Origin of the sequence: Rhizobium sp. AG207R (assembly GCF_027109195.1) — a bacterium.
Classification (GTDB): Bacteria; Pseudomonadota; Alphaproteobacteria; order Rhizobiales; family Rhizobiaceae; genus Rhizobium; species Rhizobium dioscoreae.
On sequence record NZ_JAEPVT010000008.1, the window covers coordinates 79,941 to 98,818 of the forward strand.

21 protein-coding genes and 6 pseudogenes are annotated in these 18,878 nt (G+C 58.8%); 10 read left to right on the forward strand and 17 right to left on the reverse strand.

The genetic code is table 11. From position 1 onward, the window contains the following. Positions 1 to 348: 348 nt before the first annotated feature. Positions 349 to 672 carry a DUF1236 domain-containing protein gene (locus JJQ51_RS19960; protein WP_269245176.1) on the reverse strand — a complete coding sequence of 108 codons (324 nt, stop codon included), beginning with the start codon at positions 670 to 672 and terminating at the stop codon, positions 349 to 351. 213 nt (positions 673 to 885) lie between these two features. Beyond that, positions 886 to 1,104 (reverse strand): annotated as a pseudogene (locus JJQ51_RS19965) (hypothetical protein); the annotation flags it as partial. Positions 1,105 to 1,767: 663 nt separating this feature from the next. Here JJQ51_RS19965 and JJQ51_RS19975 point away from each other — a divergent pair. Continuing rightward, entirely contained in the window at positions 1,768 to 2,229 is a 462-nt protein-coding gene (locus JJQ51_RS19975) for a M24 family metallopeptidase (protein WP_113391230.1), read from the forward strand. A gap of 118 nt (positions 2,230 to 2,347) precedes the next feature. Then, positions 2,348 to 2,488 (forward strand): annotated as a pseudogene (locus tag JJQ51_RS19980) (ABC transporter substrate-binding protein); the annotation flags it as partial. Here JJQ51_RS19980 and JJQ51_RS32850 read toward each other — a convergent pair. The 3 genes and pseudogenes from JJQ51_RS32850 to JJQ51_RS19990 form a co-directional block, all read right to left on the reverse strand. Continuing rightward, positions 2,489 to 2,681 (reverse strand): annotated as a pseudogene (locus JJQ51_RS32850) (hypothetical protein); the annotation flags it as partial. A gap of 38 nt (positions 2,682 to 2,719) precedes the next feature. After that, positions 2,720 to 3,241, reverse strand: a complete 522-nt coding sequence (locus JJQ51_RS19985; protein ID WP_442967328.1) for an aldo/keto reductase — start codon at positions 3,239 to 3,241, stop codon at positions 2,720 to 2,722. A gap of 128 nt (positions 3,242 to 3,369) precedes the next feature. Further along, positions 3,370 to 4,362 carry an MBL fold metallo-hydrolase gene (locus tag JJQ51_RS19990; protein WP_113391229.1) on the reverse strand — a complete coding sequence of 331 codons (993 nt, stop codon included), beginning with the start codon at positions 4,360 to 4,362 and terminating at the stop codon, positions 3,370 to 3,372. 166 nt (positions 4,363 to 4,528) lie between these two features. Here JJQ51_RS19990 and JJQ51_RS19995 point away from each other — a divergent pair. Further along, a pseudogene (locus tag JJQ51_RS19995) lies at positions 4,529 to 5,435 on the forward strand (LysR family transcriptional regulator). Positions 5,436 to 5,484: 49 nt separating this feature from the next. Here the strand turns inward: JJQ51_RS19995 and JJQ51_RS20000 are convergent. Both JJQ51_RS20000 and JJQ51_RS20005 read right to left on the reverse strand, forming a co-directional pair. After that, positions 5,485 to 5,979: a lipocalin-like domain-containing protein gene (locus JJQ51_RS20000; protein WP_269245177.1), complete on the reverse strand. Its 495-nt coding sequence runs from the start codon at positions 5,977 to 5,979 to the stop codon at positions 5,485 to 5,487. A 52-nt stretch (positions 5,980 to 6,031) separates the two neighbouring features. Beyond that, a pseudogene (locus JJQ51_RS20005) lies at positions 6,032 to 6,885 on the reverse strand (SDR family oxidoreductase). A gap of 74 nt (positions 6,886 to 6,959) precedes the next feature. On the opposite strand from JJQ51_RS20005, the gene JJQ51_RS20010 reads away from it, so the two are divergent. Continuing rightward, the gene (locus JJQ51_RS20010; protein WP_113391225.1) at positions 6,960 to 7,859 is read left to right on the forward strand and encodes a LysR family transcriptional regulator; all 900 of its coding nucleotides are present in this window, start codon (positions 6,960 to 6,962) and stop codon (positions 7,857 to 7,859) included. 42 nt (positions 7,860 to 7,901) lie between these two features. On the opposite strand, the gene JJQ51_RS20015 is transcribed toward JJQ51_RS20010, so the two are convergent. Together JJQ51_RS20015 and JJQ51_RS20020 are read right to left on the reverse strand one after the other, a co-directional pair. Next, complete coding sequence (locus JJQ51_RS20015; protein ID WP_269245178.1) at positions 7,902 to 8,228, reverse strand: Atu4866 domain-containing protein; 327 nt, start codon at positions 8,226 to 8,228, stop codon at positions 7,902 to 7,904. Positions 8,229 to 8,334: 106 nt separating this feature from the next. Continuing rightward, positions 8,335 to 8,889, reverse strand: a complete 555-nt coding sequence (locus JJQ51_RS20020; RefSeq protein ID WP_113391223.1) for a nuclear transport factor 2 family protein — start codon at positions 8,887 to 8,889, stop codon at positions 8,335 to 8,337. A 172-nt stretch (positions 8,890 to 9,061) separates the two neighbouring features. Here JJQ51_RS20020 and JJQ51_RS20025 point away from each other — a divergent pair, with 172 nt between their 5' ends. The 3 genes from JJQ51_RS20025 (at position 9,062) to JJQ51_RS20035 (ending at position 12,065) form a co-directional block, all read left to right on the forward strand. Continuing rightward, entirely contained in the window at positions 9,062 to 9,751 is a 690-nt protein-coding gene (locus JJQ51_RS20025; RefSeq protein WP_442967329.1) for a LysR family transcriptional regulator, read from the forward strand. 812 nt (positions 9,752 to 10,563) lie between these two features. Further along, a complete protein-coding gene (locus tag JJQ51_RS20030) occupies positions 10,564 to 11,148 on the forward strand; it encodes a TetR/AcrR family transcriptional regulator (RefSeq protein ID WP_113391222.1) in 585 nt (194 codons plus the stop codon). A gap of 5 nt (positions 11,149 to 11,153) precedes the next feature. Further along, positions 11,154 to 12,065 (forward strand): haloalkane dehalogenase, encoded by a 912-nt coding sequence (locus JJQ51_RS20035; RefSeq protein WP_269245179.1) that lies wholly within the window; start codon positions 11,154 to 11,156, stop codon positions 12,063 to 12,065. Positions 12,066 to 12,275: 210 nt separating this feature from the next. Here the strand turns inward: JJQ51_RS20035 and JJQ51_RS32955 are convergent, their stop codons facing one another. Beyond that, positions 12,276 to 12,479, reverse strand: a complete 204-nt coding sequence (locus tag JJQ51_RS32955) for a winged helix-turn-helix transcriptional regulator (protein WP_442967339.1) — start codon at positions 12,477 to 12,479, stop codon at positions 12,276 to 12,278. Between the two features lie 141 nt (positions 12,480 to 12,620). Here JJQ51_RS32955 and JJQ51_RS32960 point away from each other — a divergent pair, with 141 nt between their 5' ends. Continuing rightward, the gene (locus JJQ51_RS32960) at positions 12,621 to 13,151 is read left to right on the forward strand and encodes an alpha/beta fold hydrolase (RefSeq protein ID WP_442967330.1); all 531 of its coding nucleotides are present in this window, start codon (positions 12,621 to 12,623) and stop codon (positions 13,149 to 13,151) included. Here JJQ51_RS32960 and JJQ51_RS20045 read toward each other — a convergent pair. After that, the gene (locus tag JJQ51_RS20045) at positions 13,148 to 13,333 is read right to left on the reverse strand and encodes a hypothetical protein (RefSeq protein ID WP_145324682.1); all 186 of its coding nucleotides are present in this window, start codon (positions 13,331 to 13,333) and stop codon (positions 13,148 to 13,150) included. The two genes, JJQ51_RS32960 and JJQ51_RS20045, sit on opposite strands and share 4 nt — an antisense overlap. A gap of 5 nt (positions 13,334 to 13,338) precedes the next feature. Here JJQ51_RS20045 and JJQ51_RS20050 point away from each other — a divergent pair, with 5 nt between their 5' ends. Then, on the forward strand, positions 13,339 to 13,974 hold the full coding sequence (locus tag JJQ51_RS20050; RefSeq protein WP_113352363.1) for an NAD(P)-dependent oxidoreductase: 636 nt from the start codon (positions 13,339 to 13,341) through the stop codon (positions 13,972 to 13,974). Positions 13,975 to 14,015: 41 nt separating this feature from the next. Here the strand turns inward: JJQ51_RS20050 and JJQ51_RS32965 are convergent, their stop codons facing one another. Together JJQ51_RS32965 and JJQ51_RS20055 are read right to left on the reverse strand one after the other, a co-directional pair. Then, a complete protein-coding gene (locus JJQ51_RS32965; protein ID WP_113420974.1) occupies positions 14,016 to 14,174 on the reverse strand; it encodes a zinc-binding dehydrogenase in 159 nt (52 codons plus the stop codon). Between the two features lie 159 nt (positions 14,175 to 14,333). Beyond that, complete coding sequence (locus JJQ51_RS20055; protein ID WP_442967340.1) at positions 14,334 to 15,227, reverse strand: SDR family oxidoreductase; 894 nt, start codon at positions 15,225 to 15,227, stop codon at positions 14,334 to 14,336. A gap of 232 nt (positions 15,228 to 15,459) precedes the next feature. Between JJQ51_RS20055 and JJQ51_RS20060 the strand changes: the two genes are divergently transcribed. Next, positions 15,460 to 16,335, forward strand: a complete 876-nt coding sequence (locus JJQ51_RS20060; RefSeq protein ID WP_113352361.1) for an alpha/beta fold hydrolase — start codon at positions 15,460 to 15,462, stop codon at positions 16,333 to 16,335. Positions 16,336 to 16,617: 282 nt separating this feature from the next. Here the strand turns inward: JJQ51_RS20060 and JJQ51_RS20065 are convergent, their stop codons facing one another. The 4 genes and pseudogenes from JJQ51_RS20065 to JJQ51_RS20080 all read right to left on the reverse strand — a co-directional run. Then, on the reverse strand, positions 16,618 to 17,040 hold the full coding sequence (locus JJQ51_RS20065; RefSeq protein WP_113352360.1) for a type II toxin-antitoxin system VapC family toxin: 423 nt from the start codon (positions 17,038 to 17,040) through the stop codon (positions 16,618 to 16,620). Next, entirely contained in the window at positions 17,037 to 17,291 is a 255-nt protein-coding gene (locus JJQ51_RS20070) for a type II toxin-antitoxin system Phd/YefM family antitoxin (RefSeq protein ID WP_113352359.1), read from the reverse strand. The genes JJQ51_RS20065 and JJQ51_RS20070 overlap by 4 nt, the downstream gene beginning before the upstream one ends. 542 nt (positions 17,292 to 17,833) lie before the next feature. After that, positions 17,834 to 18,328 (reverse strand): sulfite exporter TauE/SafE family protein, encoded by a 495-nt coding sequence (locus JJQ51_RS20075; RefSeq protein ID WP_233790204.1) that lies wholly within the window; start codon positions 18,326 to 18,328, stop codon positions 17,834 to 17,836. Between the two features lie 9 nt (positions 18,329 to 18,337). Continuing rightward, positions 18,338 to 18,580, reverse strand: a pseudogene (locus tag JJQ51_RS20080) (dihydrodipicolinate synthase family protein); the annotation flags it as partial. Positions 18,581 to 18,878 lie beyond the last annotated feature (298 nt).

Here is an 18,878-nt window from a genome sequence, read left to right on the forward strand (position 1 = left end):
GAATCACGAAAAGATGCTCGCCGTTATGCCACGCTGACTTTCTCGAGTAAGGCATGCTGGACAGTTTGCTATTTAAAGGCCTACCGTGGATAGACGTCGTCGCGAACCGAGACAGAATGGCGCCAAGCCTAAAGTACCGCCCCAGTAAGCCGGTGTACTCGCCGCTGCGTATCACAACCCTGTTCCAAGATCAGTCACACACCGACTGAAAGGGCGTGGCAAACCCCACAAGCTCCTTGTCGTCGCTGTCGCGAGGAGGCTCTAACAATCGCAAACGCGATCCTGAAAAATGGCGCCTCATGGAGCCATCAAAGCCCAACTTAGACACAGTTGTTAGTTAGACGGTCGTTATTTAACGATTTCGATAACCTTGTGAGTGTGCGGGTTGACGATGACACGCTGTTTTCCGATGACGGTGTAGGCATAATCACTATTGCTGGGGATGGGATACACCTCTACGGAACTCGGCAGTTCGGCGCCGACAACAACGTCACCCTCATAAGTTGCGGATGGAACGTCATGTCCTGTGACATAGGTTTTGACCTCCCCCGGTACGACCACCGTCGAAGCGTTGGTGTCTGAACTATCCGGAGTTACAACAACACTGCTTTGCGCAAGAGCCGTTCCGAACGTAAACAGTGATGCGCACATCGTAATGACGAACTTATTCATCTCGATCTCCATCTATCCAATAGGGGTAGCCTAACCGTGTCAGCCCGCGAAGGTTCCCAAGACAATGTGCCGGGCACGGCCCGGCGAGGCGCAGCGGTCATTTCGAGCCATTGACCGTGCAGCAGGTACCTGAACGCTTTCCCTGTGTGTGCCGCTTGCCTGATGGGTTTGCGGGCTCGTGAGTTATTCAGTCCAGATCGACTGTTTTCGCATCTACTGAAAATTCCGGCTTCTCACCTTCAGCCTCTCAATAAGCCGATCCGGCTCATAGATCTCCCGTGCCTTCATTATCGCCCGCTCCCGCGAATCCGGACTGCCGGGAGTCCCATGGGCGAACTCGTCGCCGCGACCAGTCGGCAGCCTGAAGGCCTCATCGCGATCGGCAAGGCCGGAGAGATCGAATGTCAGATCGAACAGTTGCTGGGCGACCAGACGCGGAAACAACCGGCCTCGATAGGAGAAAGGACGAGATCATCGAAATCGCGCTGATCGCCTTCAGCTTCAATGGCGAAGGCGATATCGGAGATGTTGCCGATTTGGGCGGAGGAAGGAAGGCCAGAGGCGCGCCATCTCGACCATGGACAACGAGCGGAGAATCAACACGAGGAAACGGAGCGAGAGGCCGATACGTCCATCCACCGTGGAAGGTCATTCCGTCACGACACGGTAGTCAACACCCGAATTCGTCCGTTGACCAAACATCTGAGATGGCACAGCGATCGCGCGTGGTTTTTCAGAGATCTGATACTTCTACAAATGCCGCGAATCTTTTGCGCACTTATAGAATTTTGGTCAAAATCTCGAAATTCTCCGCTCTGCGTCTACAAATTCCTGAGCGACGCGTTTCGTGGATCATGTCCGTAGCTTCCACCTGGGACGATCATGTCATCGAGGAAATGAGGACTGCGGCTTCTTTGTCGTCGTAAATCCCCGATTGAAGCTCAATCGTTCCACCTGTTCGCACCGCAATACTTACGCTCAGCATCTCCGCCCATCCAATTATCGTTCACCGCGTCATAAACGTCCAAGCAAAGAACACGTTCCAAAGCTTTCGAAATATCTGACGCATTCGATATTTCGGTGCTGCTTAATTGAATGCCCTCTACCGACCTCGTCGGCTGTTATGGCATGTGCGTGGACATTTCTCGAACCTGGTGGATCGGCGATGCGCGGCCAAGCGACAACATGATCTCTGCCATGAACCACGCCGTCGACCATATCCGCGAGAACATGGCGATGCTGAAGCCGGGCGTGACGATCAAGGAGCTAACGCATGGAGGCCATCGGCTCGCGGACCGCTATTGGCAACAGAAATACTCCTGCAAGATGCACGGCGTTGGCCTCTGCGACGAATGGCCGTTCGTGCCCTATCCGGATGCATGGGTCGAGGGCGCCTTCGATGTCGCGCTGGAACCGGGCATGACCATCTGTGTGGAAGCCCTCGTTAGCCCCGAGGGCGGCGATTTCTCCATCAAGCTCGAGGATCAGGTGCTCATTACCGAGACCGGGTACGAAGATCTGACATGCTATCCCTTCGACAGCCGCCTGCTGTCCTAGACTCTGGCCATATCGGTCGCGGCTCAGTCCGCGCGGCTACGGTCAAACTTGTTCAGCCAAGAGGAATTGAAGCCCGAAACCGAGATGGGAGATCCCTGATCATGTACAGGTTTATAGCATTTGTTATGTGGCCGGCGCCTGGGCGTCGGCGGATGCCAGCCAGGCGACGGATTGCGGCAACGTCTCCATCGCCGAGATGAATTGGGGATCGGCTGGCGTTGCCGCGCATGTCGACAAGATCATCCTGGAAAACGGCTATCTCGTCTTCGATGGTAATGGGCATGACGCCCTTCCGACCCTGGATTTGCCGCACGAGCACCAGCCCGCCGTTTAAACCCAACAGCCGTCCCGTGCAGTCATCGCCTCGGCACAGGGATGATGTTGAGCTCCGAGAGGTCCTTGCGAAGGACGGCGACCGGATGCTGCCGCAGCGTCGGCCCGGTATGGCTGTACCGCAGGCGCTGCGCGGCGTTCGCCTGTGCCTCTCGGATCAGGCCAGAATACATATTCTCCTTGCCGGGATACCACGGCATCGTGCCGATGGAGCCAAAGCCGGGAATCGTCTCCATATGAGCACTTCCTTCTTCCATGCCTTCATCAGCGGAATGACGACCGGCGCATTGGTGATGCTGTGGCATTGCATCAGATTGATCGTGTCACGCCATGTCCGCATGCGCGACTGGCGAAAGCTTTCAACAGCGTGGCTTTCGTCCGCGAGATATTCTCCTGTGGACCAGACCTTGTTGGCGAGGAACATCTCGTCCGATCGCTCAAATTCGCCCATGAACTCGCCGACGCTAACTTCCGCCGAACCGTAGAGAGGTGACGTGTCGACGACGCGACCGCCTGCGGCGACGTACCGTTCGAAGACCTGCCGGAGTGCGTCGCGCCGATCCCCGGGCTTCAGATCAAAGGTCAGGAAGGTGCCGAGGTCCAGGGCCGCGACCCTTTCGTCGGTACGCGGCAAAGTGCGGGTTAGCACATCCGGACTAGATCCGGCGGCTGGCACCATATTCGTGTCCTAGGTTTGCCCCGCAGCGTTGGTGGCCAGTGCCCTGTTGCCGCCGCACCCATCGTCCCGAGGAAGCTGCGTCTATTGATCTTCGACTGGTCTATGCGATCTCTCCTTTTCCTCAGCCGTCAGAACTGCCAGTTGGCGGGTACCCAGGCGTAGCCGCCATCCGTCTTTAGCATCCGTCCGAGGCCGGGGAACGGATAGTGGAAGCCCAACACTGGCATGCGCTCGGTAGCCGCGCGGTCGAAGATGCGCTGACGGGAGGCAAGGGCCGTTTCCTTGTCGCGGTCAGGCCCGGGCAGCCATGGCTTGTCGACGTTGACGACGGGGTGATAGGCAAGGTCTGCCGTCAGCAGCAACTGGTCGCTTCCTGAATGGACGAGGAAGGTGGCCATTCCGGGCGTGTGGCCGGATGCGACGATCGTCGCCAGACCCGGCACGATCTCGGTGCCGGCTTCATAAAGCTCGACGTCGTTCATGACCGGCGCGAGGCTGTTCTTGATGTTTGCCGCGAAGCGCAGACGGAATTCCTCCGGCACGGGCATGTAGGAGAGATCCGGATCGGTGCGGACGAAGAAGTCCCAGTCGGCCTTCGGGACGAAGACAGTGGCGCGGGGAAAGGCCTTGCCACCGTCCGTGGTTCTCAAGTTGCCGACATGGTCGGGATGGGTATGAGAGATGACGATGGCGTCGATGTCCGCGGAACTAAGACCGATAGCCGCCAGATTATCAAAGATGCGGCCACCGTTCGGGCCCATTGTCTTGCCGGCGCCAGCCTCGATCAGAATCCGCCGGCCGCCGGTCTCGATCAGCAGCGTGTTGAGGTTGAGCGTCATGTGGTCGGTCGGAAGAAACGCCTGCCGCAGGACTTCTTGAAGCTCGGCTTCCGGCGCGTTGCTTGCATAGACGCGGGGCGGGCCACCTATCACACCATCGCTCAAGACAATCGCGCTGATTTCGCCGACACGGAAACGGTAATAACCAGCATTGACGGCCACCGAAGACGCCGCCTGGGCGTGGGCGTCGCCGGAGTTACCCAGGCTTGGGATGAGCATGGTTGAAGCACCTGCGAGAGCGGACAGCATGATAGCGCGTCTGTTAAGGGTAAAGGCATTCATCTGTCGTTCCTTCTTCTGGACGCACCGCTTCGTCCCTTTTCCTCGCGGACATTGTCAACGAAGAGGGCTTTCCACAGGGCTGTGTTTAGTTTCCGCAATCATGACACGGCGCTATTGATCTGATAATCTGCTATAAAGTTGTCAGCTTGATTAGAAAAACTTCGCAATGGACCCTATTCGCCTAGACAGTTTCGATGTCTTCGTGGCCATCGTGCGCTGTGGCGGCTTCCGCGCGGCAGCACTTGAGCGCGGCGTCTCTTCATCTGCCTTGAGCCAAACGATGAATGGGCTGGAAGAGGCTCTGGGTATCCGGCTCCTCAACCGGACGACGAGGAGCGTGTTTCCGACGGAGGCAGGACAGCGCCTTCTTGAGCGTCTGGCACCTGCGTTGAGCGACATCCGGCTTGCCATCGCAGAGGTCGATGAACTGCGCGATAGCCCATCGGGTACCGTCAGGATCAACGCACCGGCACCGGCCGTCGATCATTTTCTTTGCCCGCTCGTGTTCGACTTCATGGATGTTTACCCCGAGGTGAAGATCGAGATTATCAGCGATGCGACCGTCATCGATATCGTAGAACAGGGTTTCGATGCTGGCGTTAGGTTCGGCAAGCAGTTGGCACAGGACATGATTGCGCTCCCGCTTGGACCCGCACTTCGTTATGCAATCGTTGCTTCACCTGACTACATCAAGAGGTGCGGAGAGCCGCAGACGCCCCCCGAACTCGTTGAGCACGACTGTATCAAACGTCGTTTCCCTGGCGGCACGCTCGTCACCTGGCGGTTCGCCGAGGGAGACGAGGAAATCGAAATCGCTCCGACCGGCCGTTTGACCGTCAGCTCTGCGCATAATGAATTGCAAGCTGCGCTGGCGGGCAGAGGAATCGCCCATGTCTTCGATGACTACACCAAGCCTTATATTCGGGACCGGGCAGCTGGTGGAGCTTCTCTCCGACTGGAGTCTGACCTTGCCACACTGGTTTTTATACTACCCCAGCCGTCGCCTGCCGAGCGCCGCCATGCGCGCATTTCTCGACTATATGAGAAGCTACGACTGGGAGGCGAATGACTGACGGCGCACGCCCGGAGGTCGAGGCCTTGCAGGAATTAACCCCTCGTGCCTCATGTGACGCGCTGCCACTCGATCCGGATTTCGGTGCCTTCCGGCCTGCGGAATTGCTCGGTCATGCGGTCGCCGTCCACGACCAGCGTGAAATCATCGCGTGTTCGCGCGCTGCCAACCCAGTTTGGGAATGTCGATCCCTCGACACGGTTGCCGCTGAATTCGCCCCTCTCATCGACGGTGTAGGTGCCGAAGAACCCGATGCTGCGTGACATAGCCATGCGGTTTTCATCGTCCGTTCCCTCACCGCGAGCATTGGAAGCAAAGGGCGGGATATCGGCGTCGGTCAGGACTTCCACGAAGTGCATGTCGGGGGTGAAGACGAGAAGACCGTTGGGTTTTTTTCCATAGGCGGCGGTGTTCTTGCCGCCGGGATCGATGGTTGCCGACACCATGCGCCAGGTGCCTACAACCTGGTTTTCAGCCGCTGTCTGCGCGAAGGCGGAAGACGAGACGCTTATGGCGAGAGCCAACATGGCTGGTCGGATGCACATGGTGTTTCCTTTCCTATTCATGAGATCTGTGTTTCCAGGCCGCTCTCGCGGTTCACAAGTCCTGGCGGTCGGCAGAATTCGCCACCTCCCGTTGCGCCTCGAGAGCGGACAGGCGTGTGGAAAGCGCCTTTGAGATAGACGAATAGGCCGTGCTGCCCAGCGCCAGCCGCAGCTGCGGCTTCTCGCTCTCGGCGGCTGATATGATTGCGGCCACGGTTCGCGCCGCATCGCCGTTGATCTCGAAGCTGCCTTGCGTAATCGCCCGGCGAACCGCCCCGGCGGGAGTGTCATCGTAAACATCCATCGGTGTCGCGCAGACAAGATTAGCTCCGAAATTCGTGCCGGTCGGCCCCGGCTCGACGATGATGAAGTCGATGCCGAAAGGCTCCACCTCCTGAGCCACGGCTTCGACAAAGCCCTCGATGCCCCACTTGGTTGCGTGATAGAGGCTGAAGCCCGGATAGGCGATCTGCCCACCTTCGGACGAAACTGGACGATCCGCCCGCCGCCTTGCCTTCGAAGAAGAGGCAATGCTGCGCAGATTAGATGGATGGAGCCGACGAGGTTTGTGGCGATCTGTCGGTCGATCTCCTCATTCGTGAGCTCTTCCGCAGCACCGAACAGGCCGTAACCGGCGTTGCTGACGATCACGTCTATCCGGCCGTGCCGTTGGAATGCTCCTTTAACGGCGGAGTCAATGCTTTCCGGCTCGACCAGGTCGAGCTCAACGATATCGAGACGATCGCCGTATTCCTGCGCAAGTTCCGTCAGCGCGCCCACACGGCGGACCGTGGCGACCACCTTGTGTCCCTTATCAAGCAGCTGTTGTGTCATCTCGAGACCGAGCCCCGAGGAGGCGCCGGTAATGAACCATGTCTTTGGCATAGAAACTCCTGATCTGTTCATCTCGGAATGTAATTCGGCAGCATTGGTGATATAAGATCTTCAATTTGAGATGATGCGGTGAGGATATATCACGAATGTCACGGCCCAGCCTGAACGATCTTGCCGCCTTTGCCGCGGTGGCCAATCACCAGAGCTTCCGCAGAGCCGCCGACATCATGGGCGTCTCGCGCTCCGCCCTTAGCCACGCGATCATTGGACTGGAGGGAAAAGTAGGCGTACGGCTCTTCAATCGGACGACGCGCAGCGTGTCGCTGACCCAGGCTGGCGCCCGCCTGCTCGCACGACTCGACCCGGTTCTGCAGGATCTCGATCAAGCGCTCGATACCCTATCGGAGGAACGCGGTACCCCAAGCGGTCCGCTGCGGATCAACGCCAATAAGAGCGGCGCTCGCATCCTGCTCGCCGACGTCGTTCCAAGCTTTCTCGATCGTTATCCCGACGTCGAGCTTGATTTGGTTTCGGAAGGACGGCTCGTCGATATCGTGGAACAGGGTTTCGATGCCGGCATCCGCTTGCTGGAAGCTGTTCCGAAAGACATGGTCGCGGTGAAGTTCGGCGGCGACGTGCGTTTCATCGCCGTGGCAGCGCCATCCTACCTCGAGAGCAGAGCAAGACCGCATACGCCCGACGACCTTTACGCGCACCGCTGCATCCGCCAGCGTCTGCCGAGCGGGAAGCGCTATCGCTGGGAGTTCTCAAAACGGGGCGCCGAAGTGGCGATCGACGTCCCCGGCAACCTCACCCTCGATGACAATGATCTTCTCGTCCAGGCGGCGATAGACGGGCGCGGTATCGCCTATGTACCCGACTATTTCGCGCAGCCATTTCTGGCGTCCGGTCAATTGGTCACCGTGCTTGATGAATGGTGCCCGCCGACATCGGGGCTGGCGCTCTATTACCCTCGCAGCCGGCACGTTCCGTCACCACTCCGAGCTTTCATCGACCTCCTACGCGAGGTGGACAGGTCACGGTGACAGGGCGGCACTGAGTGGGCTCCGCCCCTGTCAACTGGTATGTCAAGGCGTTGCTCGCTGACGTCGTAAGATCATGCCGCCATGGCGCAATGTGTTGGCATCGACGAAATCGCCGTCGGCAATGAAGCCCGTGTGGTCCCAGTACTCGATATGCGTCCCGTCGACTTCGTAGCGGCCCTCATAGGCTCGCTCCCGCTGGCCGCGGGCCTCGACATAGCGTCCGTTCGGCAGAAGCTCATGGCGCACACGATTGTCGTCGGTGACCCACATGCCGGCACAGGGATGATTCGGCTCCAAATTGGTCTCTTGCGCTTCTATGGATTGAAATGAAAGGGTGGCCGTGATGATTGCTGCAAGTGCCTGTCGCATGACCTGGCTCCATTGAGCACTACTATTCTCGGTTTGGAAGCGATGGCGCGCGGATGCGCGGCTATCGGTCGCCAGACGCTCTGGTCTGCCGAACCGCCGGCGTCGGTCATTGGGGCCGTGGAGCGTTGTTGTCGACGACCTGCTGATAAGCAACGAGGTCCAGAAAGGCCTCAGCATTAACGACAAGGCCGTTCTTCATCTTGAGTATCCAGACGAACTGATTGCGATAAGGTGCGCCCGACGTCGTGGTCGCCGTTCCGTCGAAGCGGATGATGACGGTGTCGCCATCGGCGAAGATGTTGTGCACCTCCGGCGCGATCGGGGTCGCGAGCCGGCTGGTCAGGGGACGCGATGCCTGTTCGATGAAATCCTTCTGGTTGCGATAGGTGCCCGCGACCGGTCCGGAACCATGGATCGTCCAGACGACATCGGGAGCGAGGAGTTCCGCGAAGACATAGGTGCCCCCGCGCCACTTTTCGAAGGCGGCCTCGACGACCGCCTTGTTTCGCTGCTCGATAGCCACACTGTCCACAGCTTGCACCTGCGTTGCCATGGCGTTTGCAATGGCTGTGCCCGGCAGAGCGAGCGACAGCAATGCCAGTGTGATCAGAGCTCTAAGGCGCGCGCCGGCGACCCTGTGACGTGTCGGAAGAATGGTCATGGTATCGGTCCTTTCCTGTTGCTGAGAGCTTGATGAGGACTATCGACCCGCGATGAAGCTGCATGCACCGTCGACAGGCCTCGAGTTCTAGTTCGTGAGATCCAAGCTAGGCGCCCGAATAAGATCGGACAATTTGCCCAATGATGACCAAGCTGGTAACCTGATCTAACCAATGGCAATCGATCTGAATGGCATTTCTGTTTTCCTGGCTGTCGCTGAAGCGCGGAGTTTTCGTGTAGCCGCGGAGAATTTGGGCATCACACGGCCAGCCGTCAGTCAGGCCATCCGCCGTCTCGAAGATCGGCTGGGCGTTGCGCTCGTGCGGCGCACGACACATAGTGTCAGCCTCACGGAGGCTGGTGAACTACTATATCAGCGTGTGGCGCCCGCTATTTCCGAAGTCGGACTGGCGCTCGACGCAACGGCGGATCGCGACAGCGCACCAAGCGGCCTGTTGAGGCTGGCGGTGTCATCCATCCCCGAGCAGTTCATCTCCGGGCCGCTTCTGGCGGGTTTTGCGAAAGCCTTTCCCGGCATCCGGATCGACGTGACAGTGACGGACGAGGAATTCGACATCGTCGACGAAGGCTACGACGCGGGCGTGCGATTGGGTGAAGTCATCGATCAAGACATGATTGCCGTTCCAGTTTCGGGCGACCAGCGCCAAGGTGCTTTCGCCGCGCCGTCCTACATCGAACGTTTCGGCAGGCCCGAGCATCCTTCGGAGCTCTCCGCGCATCGTTGTATCGGCTGGCGTCCAGCGCCACACAGCGCGCTTATCGCTGGGAATTCGGTGAGCATGGACGCGAGTTCGATGTGGCTGTCGACCCCGCAGATCACCACAACGACGTGTGGCTTATGATCCGCACCGCCTGTGCCGGAGGCGGCATTACCTTCGGAATGGAGGACACCTTCAAACCCTACGTCGAATCCGGACAGTTGGTCCCTCTCCTTCAGGACTATTGCCCTCCCTTTGCCGGCTCCTTTCTCTACTATCCCAGCCGGCGCAATATCGCTCCGAAGCTTCGAGCCCCGGTCGACCGCGTGAAGCGGTGGCGATAGCGCCCCATGACATCGTCGTGTCATCACAGTCGCTACCGGGCCCGGCCACTACGATGCGGAACGCCCGAGCGCTGAGGCTGGCTTGAAGCCGTGGCCGCATCGCGGATGGTCACTCACCTTCGTTACCCGCCTCATCGCGTCACTTGCGTCGAAGACAGCTAGCCAGCTTTCTGGCCCCAGCACCCTGAGATCCCGTCCGGATCCGGCCGCGTCGAGCATTGAAGTTCGTTCGCTACCTTGCGATTATCGTAAGGTAGCGAACGAAATGAACCGGCCGTTCCCATGCACGATCAGGCGGATACCAAAAATCTCTCCGTGGAAGCATGGACGAAGCGGTGTCACTTCGCAGGCCGAGCCCTCAACCGCCTTCATCGCGGCGCCCTCAGTTGAGCGGCCAGGTATTTCCGCACCACAGCACGACTAAGCATAGCGTTCAGTGCTTAGCGCGGGAAGCTCGAACGGAAAGCGCTAGCGAGGGTGCAAGGCGGACTCGCGTGTTCCGGGCGCGCCCCGTCACCTCAGCTACCGCGGTAATCGTTCGTACCGCTGCCGTGGCCTGGCGCTGGGAAAACGTATATTGACAGCAATACGGACGTATGTATTATAACGGCTATGGCAAAGCACTCTCATCGTGAAGCTATTTTGGAAGCAGGTCGGACTGTGATGTTCCGCAAGGGATATGTCGGTTCAGGCGTGCGCGATATCGTCGCCGAAGCGGCCGTACCTCAGGGCTCCTTTACGAACCACTTTCGCTCGAAAGAGGAATTCACGAGAGAGGTGCTGGACAGGTATTTCGCCAGTCTGAAGGACGCAATGGCGGAGTCGCTTGGGGATAAGCGGCTAACCCCTTCACAACGGATCAACCGTTATCTCGATATTATTATCGGCCGCCTGGCTGAAGACGGTTTCCAAAGAGGCTGCTTGATCGGTGACTTTAGCCTTGAGGCCGCGCCCCAGAGTGATCTCCTGCGCGAGCGGCTGAGTGATATCTTTCCTGAATGGTCAGCTCCTTTTGCCGACTGCATTGCCGAAGGCCAGGCGTCCGGGGAAATCTCGGATGCGTTCGAGCCAAATGACTTGGCCGAGTTTCTGATCGCAGCGTGGGAAGGAGCAATATTGCGGATGAAGGTATCCCGCGACGTAGAGCCGTTGGAGCGCTTCAAAAGGATTGTTTTCGCTACTGTGCTTAAAAGGTGATCGTGATGAACGCTGATATCAGCCTGCCCCGACTGCCCGTCCTTGACTCTGAAATGGCCTTTCGTGAGGCGGGGCGAACGGACGCCCCCACCGTGCTTTTCTTCCACGGCAATCCCACCTCGTCATTCATCTGGCGAAATATAATTCCGCTTGTTGCTGATGTCGGTCATTGTATCGCGCCGGATCTGATCGGTTTCGGACAGTCCGGCAAGCCGGATATCACCTACCGGTTCGAAGACCATGTGAGATATCTCGACGCCTTTATAGAGAAGTTGGAGATCCGCTCGGCCTACGTCGTAGCGCAAGATTGGGGTACGGCGCTTGCCTTCCATCTTGCCGCCCGACGTCCTGACTTTATCAAGGGCATGGCCTTTATGGAGTTCACAAGACCCATCCCGACCTGGGAGGAGTTTTTGCGCGATCGGGCTGAGCGCGAAATCTTCCGCAAGTTTCGTACACCCGGCGAAGGCGAAAAGCTGATCCTAGAGGAGAATGCATTCGTAGAGGGCGTACTACCGGGAGCAACCGTCCGCGTCTATACCGAGGAGGAAATGGCGATCTATCGCTCACCATTCCAGACCCCTGCCTCCCGCAAACCAACGTGGCGTTTTCCGAACGAATTGCCGATCGCAGGCGAGCCAGCCGATGTCTACGCGATAATGGAGCGAGCGCATGAAGCCTTGTCGGCTTCGACCTACCCCAAGCTATTGTTTGCCGGAGATCCTGGTGCGCTTGTATCGCCTGAGGTGGCGGAGGAATTTGCTCGCAGACTGCACGACTGCCGCCTAGTGAAACTCGGATCGGGCCTTCATTGCCTCCAGGAGGACCACCCGGAGATCATAGGCGAAACGGTTGCGGAGTTCATAGCCGAGGTTGAAGCCGCGACCGCTGCCCGTCTGGCTCCTGCCACTGCTTAGTTCAAGCGACTTGGATGATGGACACGAGCCGCTTGCGGTCAAACTGGAATATGCTCATGCGAGCGCAGGATCGTAGCAGGTGGCCTGCTGGCGCAGCCTCTCGGGCGCGCTCTCCGCCGGTCTAACTGCATCCAATCGCAGTCTGCACTCGAAGCAAAGCACGCCTCCGGGGCAGTCGGCCGCTCGGTCTTCCACGCTTCTGGCAGGGTACTATGCGCGAAACGGCCCCTCTATTTCCCGTCCGAGCGGGGTGAGCGCATACGCGGACTGATCCTCTACCGCAACCCGCTTGATCAGCCGTGCTGATTCAAGTTCACGCAAATTCTGCGTCAGCTCTTTGGCGCTGATCCCGTCGATCGCGGACAGGAGAGCGTTGTAGCGAAGCGGCCCGACCAACAGCAGCGAGCGTAAGATGTGGAGCTTCTAGCGCTCCCGATAGTGTTGATTGCCAGTCCGAGCGGACAGGTCGCCGCATCGGAGCGAACCTCTTGGTGCGTTGATCCGTCAGCGGGAGGCGGTGAAGTTAAGTCTTCTGTGAAATCGACGGAGTCTTCCATGCGGAGAAGCAATAACATCTCCAGCCAATATCGCTGCATCGCCCTGGATCATCTCGGCTTTGGCCTTTCGGACAAGCCGTCCGGTGTCTCGTACCTTCCTCAGTTCCACACGGCAAACTTCGCCCGCTTCGTAAACGGTCTCGATCTCAATGACGTAACGTTGATTGTACATGATTGGGGTAGTCCGATCGCTCTGAGCTGGGCTGTCGAGCATCCGGATCGCGTTCGTCGCACCATTGCCCTCAATAGCTGGTTTTTCGACATAAGTGATCGGCTCATGATGCGGCGCTTCAGTGCGATCGTCGGTAGTAAAGTGGCCCGCTGGCTTACGCGGCACTTCAATTTCTTTACTCGGGTCGTATTCAAGGGGTCCTTCGGCGACCGGTCGCTCCTTACCCGAGCCGTACACGCTCAGTTCTCGCGCCCTTTGCGGCCCCGTCTTCGCGTGAGCAGACCTGGATATTCCCACGAGCCATCCTCGGCGAAAATGATTGGGCCGCGCGGATCGGGGCGCGGAAATCGATACTAGCCGATCTTCCAGCGCTTCTTCTCTGGGGAATGAAAGACCCAGGCCTTGCTCCCGTGCTCCCGATCTGGCGGGAGGCTTTCCCCAAGAATAGGTGCGTCGAGTTCGCCGATGTGGGCCACAATGTCGCGGAGGAGGCAGGTGATCGCCTGGTTCAGCCCATTGAAGTCTTCCTTGAGGACCATCGGCTATGACCGTGGTTGCGCTGCTGGGCGGCAGTGGGCGCCTTGGTGGTCGCGTGCTCGATCTTCTATGTGCGCAGGGGTGCCAAATCCGGGCATTGATCCATAGGAGTCGAATATCGGGTCCAACCGTGCAAGTTACTCAGGTTCATGGCGATGTTCATGATCCCGCCGCTGTTGCTGAACTCCTCGACGGAGCGTCGATGGTCGTCTCGACGCTTGGTGCCGCAGGGTTGCCGACAATGGACGTCTGCTCTGCCGCCATGCGGAATCTGATGCCGGTGATGACCGAACGGTCCATTATGCGGATCGTGACCACCACCGGCTCTGCTGCGCAACTCGATTCAGAAGTCGGTCAGAAAAATGGCTGGCAGGCAACGAGGCGCGCGATGCTGATGCGCCACATGGCTCCGCTGATCCTGGACGGAGAGGAGCATATGCGATTGCTGCAACAGTCAGCACTCGACTGGACCACCCTCCGCCTGCCGATCATGAGCGTCGGGCAGTCCGATGCTGTCAAACTGTCCGATATGTGCGGGCCACCTGATGCAACTCTCGGGTACAATGTCGTCGCTCGAGAATTGACGAGAGAACTGTTTTCGGCATACTGGATTGGCGCTGCTCCGTTTGCTGTCGGAGCTTAGGCCTAGATCGGGGCGCTGTGCCTAAGCACTCCTTTTGGTGATCATTCGTCGATGATAACGATTTTTCCGAACTGCTGGTGTGTCGCGGCCTGCGTATAGGCATCACGGGCTTCCGAAAATCGAAAGACACCATCAATGATCGGCCGAATGCCGGCAGAGCTAACCAATTCTACAGCGGCTTCAATGTGCGCACAGCTGATCCGCTAAACGCACGCGGATGACAAGGGCTCGGCTTCGCATGCCTCGATGGACGGCTGGTAGTTGCGAGTGAATTGGGGGCGGAGGCCCACCGACCACCGTCGCTCCTCGGTGTCGTAGGCGGCCACGCGTCAATCGGCGTTTCGGCGAAATCGGCGAGTTTACGGCTGGCCCCCGCCGCCCGCCGCGCCGTAGACCTGTCCCGTGGCGTAGCTCGCCTGCGGATCCGCAAGCTGCACGTAGATTGATGCGAGTTCCGCGGGCTGGCCGGGACGGCCCATCGGGGTGTCTGCACCGAACTTTTCGAGCTTTTCCATAGTCGCTCCGCCGCTGACCTGAAGCGGCGTCCAGATCGGACCCGGCGCGACGCCGTTCACGCGAATGCCCTTCGGACCGAGCTGCTTCGCCATCGATTTGGTAAAGTTCATCATTGCCGCCTTGGTCATCGCGTAGTCCACGAGATTAGCCGAGGGGTCATAGGCCTGCTCCGACGTCGTTTGGATGATCGTCGATCCTGGCTTCATGTGCTTGAGGGCGGCTTTCGTCAGGAGGAACGTCGCGTAGATATTGGTCTTCATCGTCGCGTCGAAGGCTTCGTAGGTGATGTCGTCGATCGACTGGGCCTGCTGCTGCCGCCCGGCGTTATTCACGAGGATGTCGAGACCGCCCAGCGCCTTGACTGCTTCGTCGACCAGTTTTTCGCAGAAGGCGGCGTCACGCAGATCGCCGGGCAGCGCCACGCCCTTGCGGCCTTCCTTCTCGATAAGCGCGATAACTTCCTTCGCATCGGGCTCTTCGTCCCGAAGATAGTTGATGGCGACGTCCGCGCCTTCGCGAGCGTAGGCGATGGCTGCGGCGCGTCCCATACCGGAATCGCCTCCGGTGATCAGGGCCTTGCGTCCGACGAGACGGCCAGAGCCCTTGTAGGAGGTCTCCCCGTGATCCGGTTTTGGGTTCATCTTGCCGGCAAGGCCGGGAAACGGCTGGCTCTGCTTCTGGAACGGCGGCTTCGGGTACTTCGTCGTTGGATCGTCCATATGCGTGTTCTCCTGCATGTTCGAAGCCGACCAGGCGGCGCTGGGAAAGACCGAGGCCGCGAGCATCGTGCTTGCCGCCGCAAGGACGGATCGTCGGCTGATCGGAAATGGGTGCTGGGATCTCATCATTGCCTCTTCGGCATGCCGGGCGCGACTGCCCAGGGTACCAACTCAGGTGACGCTGCAATGTTCCAGGTGTCGGAACCAAGTGCCGCCTTTCTGTGTTGTTGGATCGAACCAGGAGATCGCCATGCCGCACCTCGACACTCACGACCTGCGGATTGCTTTCGAAGAATGCGGAGCACACCATGGTGATCCCGTTCTCTTGCTGCACGGATGGCCCGACGACGCCTCCACGTGGAAAGCTGTGTCGTCAAACCTGCAGCACCGAAACCTTCGCCTGATTGCGCCCTACCTGCGCGCCTTCGGCGCATCCGTTTTCCGGAACGACATGGCATTGCGGACCGCGAACGGCGCCATTCTCGCAATGGACGCGATCGCCCTGATGGACGGTCTCGGGATCGAACGGTTCTCCGTCGTCGGTCACGACTGGGGTTCGAACATCGCCGAAGCGCTCGCCATCGGATGGCCGAACCGGGTCGACAGAATGGCGCTTCTTTCCTCGCTGCCGCGCTTTGGCGGGCTGAAGACGCCGCCCTTTCGGCAGGCGCAGCGCTATTGGTATCATTGGTTCATGGCAACGAAGCGCGGCGCCGATGCCATCAAGAGGGATCCGCGCGGGTTCGCACGGATTCAATGGGAAAACTGGAGCCCCGACGGTTGGTTCGACGAGGAGACCTTCGCCACCGTGTCGAGATCCTTCGACAATCCGGAGTGGGTGGCCATTACCCTCCACAGCTACAGAGTTCGGTGGGGTGAAGCCGAGCCCGATCCACGAAGCGTCTGGCTCGAGGACCGCATCAGGGAGACGCGATCCCTTTCACTTCCCACGCTCTACTTTCAGGGCATGGAGGACGGCGTCAATCCGCCGGAACTTTCCGAAGACCTCCACAAGAGGTTTTCAGGTCCCTTCGACAGGATCGTCCTTCAGAACGTTGGCCACTTCCCGCAGCGGGAAGATCCGGAAACAGTGGCTCGGGAACTGACGATCTTCCTCAAAGGGTAAAGCCGACTCCAGGTTCAAGCCGCCGAAGATGTCATCACCGTTGCCAATCACGTTGCCACCTGGACGTCGGCAGTGCGAAACTCCGCTCCACGGTGAAGAGTGCGTCCCCTGTCGGAGCCGCGGGCTCGAACTTGTTCCATTACAGCTGTTACTCAAAGTACCCTGCTCTTGAATAGAATCGAACCGTCGATCTGCTTCAACCAAAAGCCAAGCACGTGATAAGGTTCTCGGTGCACCCGTTGCTGCACCTGAGCTATATCTTCCTCGGTTGTACCTGGAAGTTCAGCCCTGCCACGGATCAACGATGATCACACCAGTTCCATCGAAATCTTTGATATTCCGCGTGACGACAGTCAAGCCATGGACTAGCGCCGTTGAAGCGATCAAGGCATCAGCCTCGTTGCGGCGGTCGGGAATATGAAGATGAGCACAGCGCGTGGCGACGGCATCATCTATGGGCAGAATGCGATCCACAAATTCCGGGCGAACGCGGCTATCCATCCATTCTCGCAATCGGGCGCCTTGTGACGCATCGCGGCGCTGAACGCTCAAGATACCGCGTTCGATCTCCAGCACCGTGATAGCGGAGATAAAGAGTTCACTGGCATCCTGCGAGGCAACCCATTGCGTGACATTTGCATCTCCTTTGCCATCCCCAACCTTGCGCAGTTCGGAAACGACGTTCGTATCGAGCAAGTACTTCAAGACAGATCGACCTCGCGTGCCGCGATTTTGGCTCTAGGCGTATCCACCTCAATAGTCGAAAGGCCGGGCATAGCGAGCGCGTCAACGAGGTTCCTGCGTTTCCCTGACAAACGTTCAAATTCACTGTAGGTCATTAGGACGTGCGATGGCTTGCCGCGATCTGTGATTATCACAGGACCGTTCTGAGCAGCTTTTTTAGCTTTGCTGACGTCATGATTGACTTCTCTGCTGGACAAACTCGTCATGCTCATAGGCGAACCTCCACGTAGGTAAGTACCTACATATAGAGCGTCACTGATTTTTAAGCAATAGTACCGTCGGCTGAAGTCTTGAAGAGATTTGGCCCAGAAGGGTAAGTTCCTGATGTGGCACGGATCGGCTACGCCACGTGTGTAACGCTTTAGCCTTTCTATCAGTTTCAGGGATGAGAGTTTGCAGGAGTGGACATGAAATAAGAAGCGACCTGGGGGGACGAACAACGGCAACGCCTCTAAGTAGAGGATAGGCGAACATGATATTGTTTGGCTTGAGAGCGTTCGTCCGGACAACTGCGCGGGCGACCGCTATCTGCCCTAGGCTCTTTCTCCATCTGCGCTGCCGGAAAGAGGCGTCACCTGCATTCTAATTTATTGTCTTGCTTGTAAAGCGGCCGCTGCCTTAGGAAATATCGCTTATACAGATCGGCAATTTCAAAGAAGATGCCAAACGCCGGTGAATTTTTGTTGCACGCTTCGCTCATAGGCGAGTGATAGCTCGTCTACCGGTTGAATTTACGGTGCCACCAGCACATACCTCAGCCGAGACAAAGGCTCGCAAGCGAGGCGGCCGGGAATGTCGCGCTCAGAACACCAATGGCTGCGAGTGTCAGCCCTGCCCCGCGCCGCAGGGCCGGACCTAGCCAGCGCGCAGTTCGTGACCCAGTCAGCATCACCGCGCCGGCGGCGACAGCTGCAACGGCGGGAATAGTTGCAAGCCCGAAGCCGGTCATGAACAAGGCGCCGCCGGCCATCGAGCCGGTCAGCATCGCCGTCATCAGCGCATTATAGACCATCGCACAGGGCGCCAACCCCCAGCAGATTCCGGCAACGAGTGGTGCCGATGCGTTGAAGGACCCCGAGATGGCCGCTGGCATTTGGCCGATCATACCCATGATCCCACCGTCTAGTCGGCGGATCTTTGGCAGGATGCCGACGATCGAAAGCCCCGACCAGACAAGCGCGGCGGCGGCGATCAGCCGCAGTACCTCCTGCCCGCCCGAAAATCGCAACAGCTGACCGAATATCTCCATCGTCGAGCTGCCGGCTATGATCGGAATCTCGCCATTCACGGCTTCGACATAGATGCGGATCAGCTTGAGGCGCTCCTCTTCGGTCAGGAACGTGCCTTCGCCGGCGTGGCCAAGGATGACGAGGCTCTTCACACCGTCCATCGACGCAAGCCACTTTGCGATCCGCGTGTTCGCGGCATAGTCGACTTCGCCGTCGCGGGTGAATGCGGTCACCGGTGCTGGGCTCAAGCCTCTGAGGTCCATTGGGTGCATGGGTAGTCTCCTCCTTGACGAGAGCGTCGATGCCGCGATCCAGCAATGCACGGGAAGCGGCCTGCTCGCTTGCCTTGGTCGGCTCGCCACGAACTGTGACGACCTCGCCACCGGCATCGAGCACTGCCTTGACGATTTGCCAGCAGCCGCGACGCCAGGGCTGGTTGAACGGTCCATAAGTCAGAGGCACGCCGATGCGCACCTTCTTGCCAGGTGCCGGCGGCGTGATTTCGTCGGCACTTGCCAGCGTAGCGGTACCGGCGAGCGCGGCGCTCCCAATTGCGCCGACGGCTCCCTT

What these genes read in the sequence shown, in the direction of transcription:
- JJQ51_RS32960 (WP_442967330.1), top strand. Translation starts at nt 12,621, where the DNA reads ATGCGGAGAAGCAATAACATCTCCAGCCAATATCGCTGCATCGCCCTG.
- JJQ51_RS20010 (WP_113391225.1), top strand. Translation starts at nt 6,960, where the DNA reads ATGTCACGGCCCAGCCTGAACGATCTTGCCGCCTTTGCCGCGGTGGCC.
- JJQ51_RS20075 (WP_233790204.1), bottom strand. Translation starts at nt 18,328, where the DNA reads ATGGAGATATTCGGTCAGCTGTTGCGATTTTCGGGCGGGCAGGAGGTA.
- JJQ51_RS19960 (WP_269245176.1), bottom strand. Translation starts at nt 672, where the DNA reads ATGAATAAGTTCGTCATTACGATGTGCGCATCACTGTTTACGTTCGGA.
- JJQ51_RS20050 (WP_113352363.1), top strand. Translation starts at nt 13,339, where the DNA reads ATGACCGTGGTTGCGCTGCTGGGCGGCAGTGGGCGCCTTGGTGGTCGC.
- JJQ51_RS20020 (WP_113391223.1), bottom strand. Translation starts at nt 8,889, where the DNA reads ATGACCATTCTTCCGACACGTCACAGGGTCGCCGGCGCGCGCCTTAGA.
- JJQ51_RS19975 (WP_113391230.1), top strand. Translation starts at nt 1,768, where the DNA reads ATGCCCTCTACCGACCTCGTCGGCTGTTATGGCATGTGCGTGGACATT.
- JJQ51_RS20055 (WP_442967340.1), bottom strand. Translation starts at nt 15,227, where the DNA reads ATGCAGGAGAACACGCATATGGACGATCCAACGACGAAGTACCCGAAG.
- JJQ51_RS19985 (WP_442967328.1), bottom strand. Translation starts at nt 3,241, where the DNA reads ATGGTGCCAGCCGCCGGATCTAGTCCGGATGTGCTAACCCGCACTTTG.
- JJQ51_RS19990 (WP_113391229.1), bottom strand. Translation starts at nt 4,362, where the DNA reads ATGAATGCCTTTACCCTTAACAGACGCGCTATCATGCTGTCCGCTCTC.
- JJQ51_RS20025 (WP_442967329.1), top strand. Translation starts at nt 9,062, where the DNA reads ATGGCAATCGATCTGAATGGCATTTCTGTTTTCCTGGCTGTCGCTGAA.
- JJQ51_RS20070 (WP_113352359.1), bottom strand. Translation starts at nt 17,291, where the DNA reads ATGAGCATGACGAGTTTGTCCAGCAGAGAAGTCAATCATGACGTCAGC.
- JJQ51_RS20035 (WP_269245179.1), top strand. Translation starts at nt 11,154, where the DNA reads ATGAACGCTGATATCAGCCTGCCCCGACTGCCCGTCCTTGACTCTGAA.
- JJQ51_RS20045 (WP_145324682.1), bottom strand. Translation starts at nt 13,333, where the DNA reads ATGGTCCTCAAGGAAGACTTCAATGGGCTGAACCAGGCGATCACCTGC.
- JJQ51_RS20030 (WP_113391222.1), top strand. Translation starts at nt 10,564, where the DNA reads ATGGCAAAGCACTCTCATCGTGAAGCTATTTTGGAAGCAGGTCGGACT.
- JJQ51_RS20060 (WP_113352361.1), top strand. Translation starts at nt 15,460, where the DNA reads ATGCCGCACCTCGACACTCACGACCTGCGGATTGCTTTCGAAGAATGC.
- JJQ51_RS20000 (WP_269245177.1), bottom strand. Translation starts at nt 5,979, where the DNA reads ATGTGCATCCGACCAGCCATGTTGGCTCTCGCCATAAGCGTCTCGTCT.
- JJQ51_RS20015 (WP_269245178.1), bottom strand. Translation starts at nt 8,228, where the DNA reads ATGCGACAGGCACTTGCAGCAATCATCACGGCCACCCTTTCATTTCAA.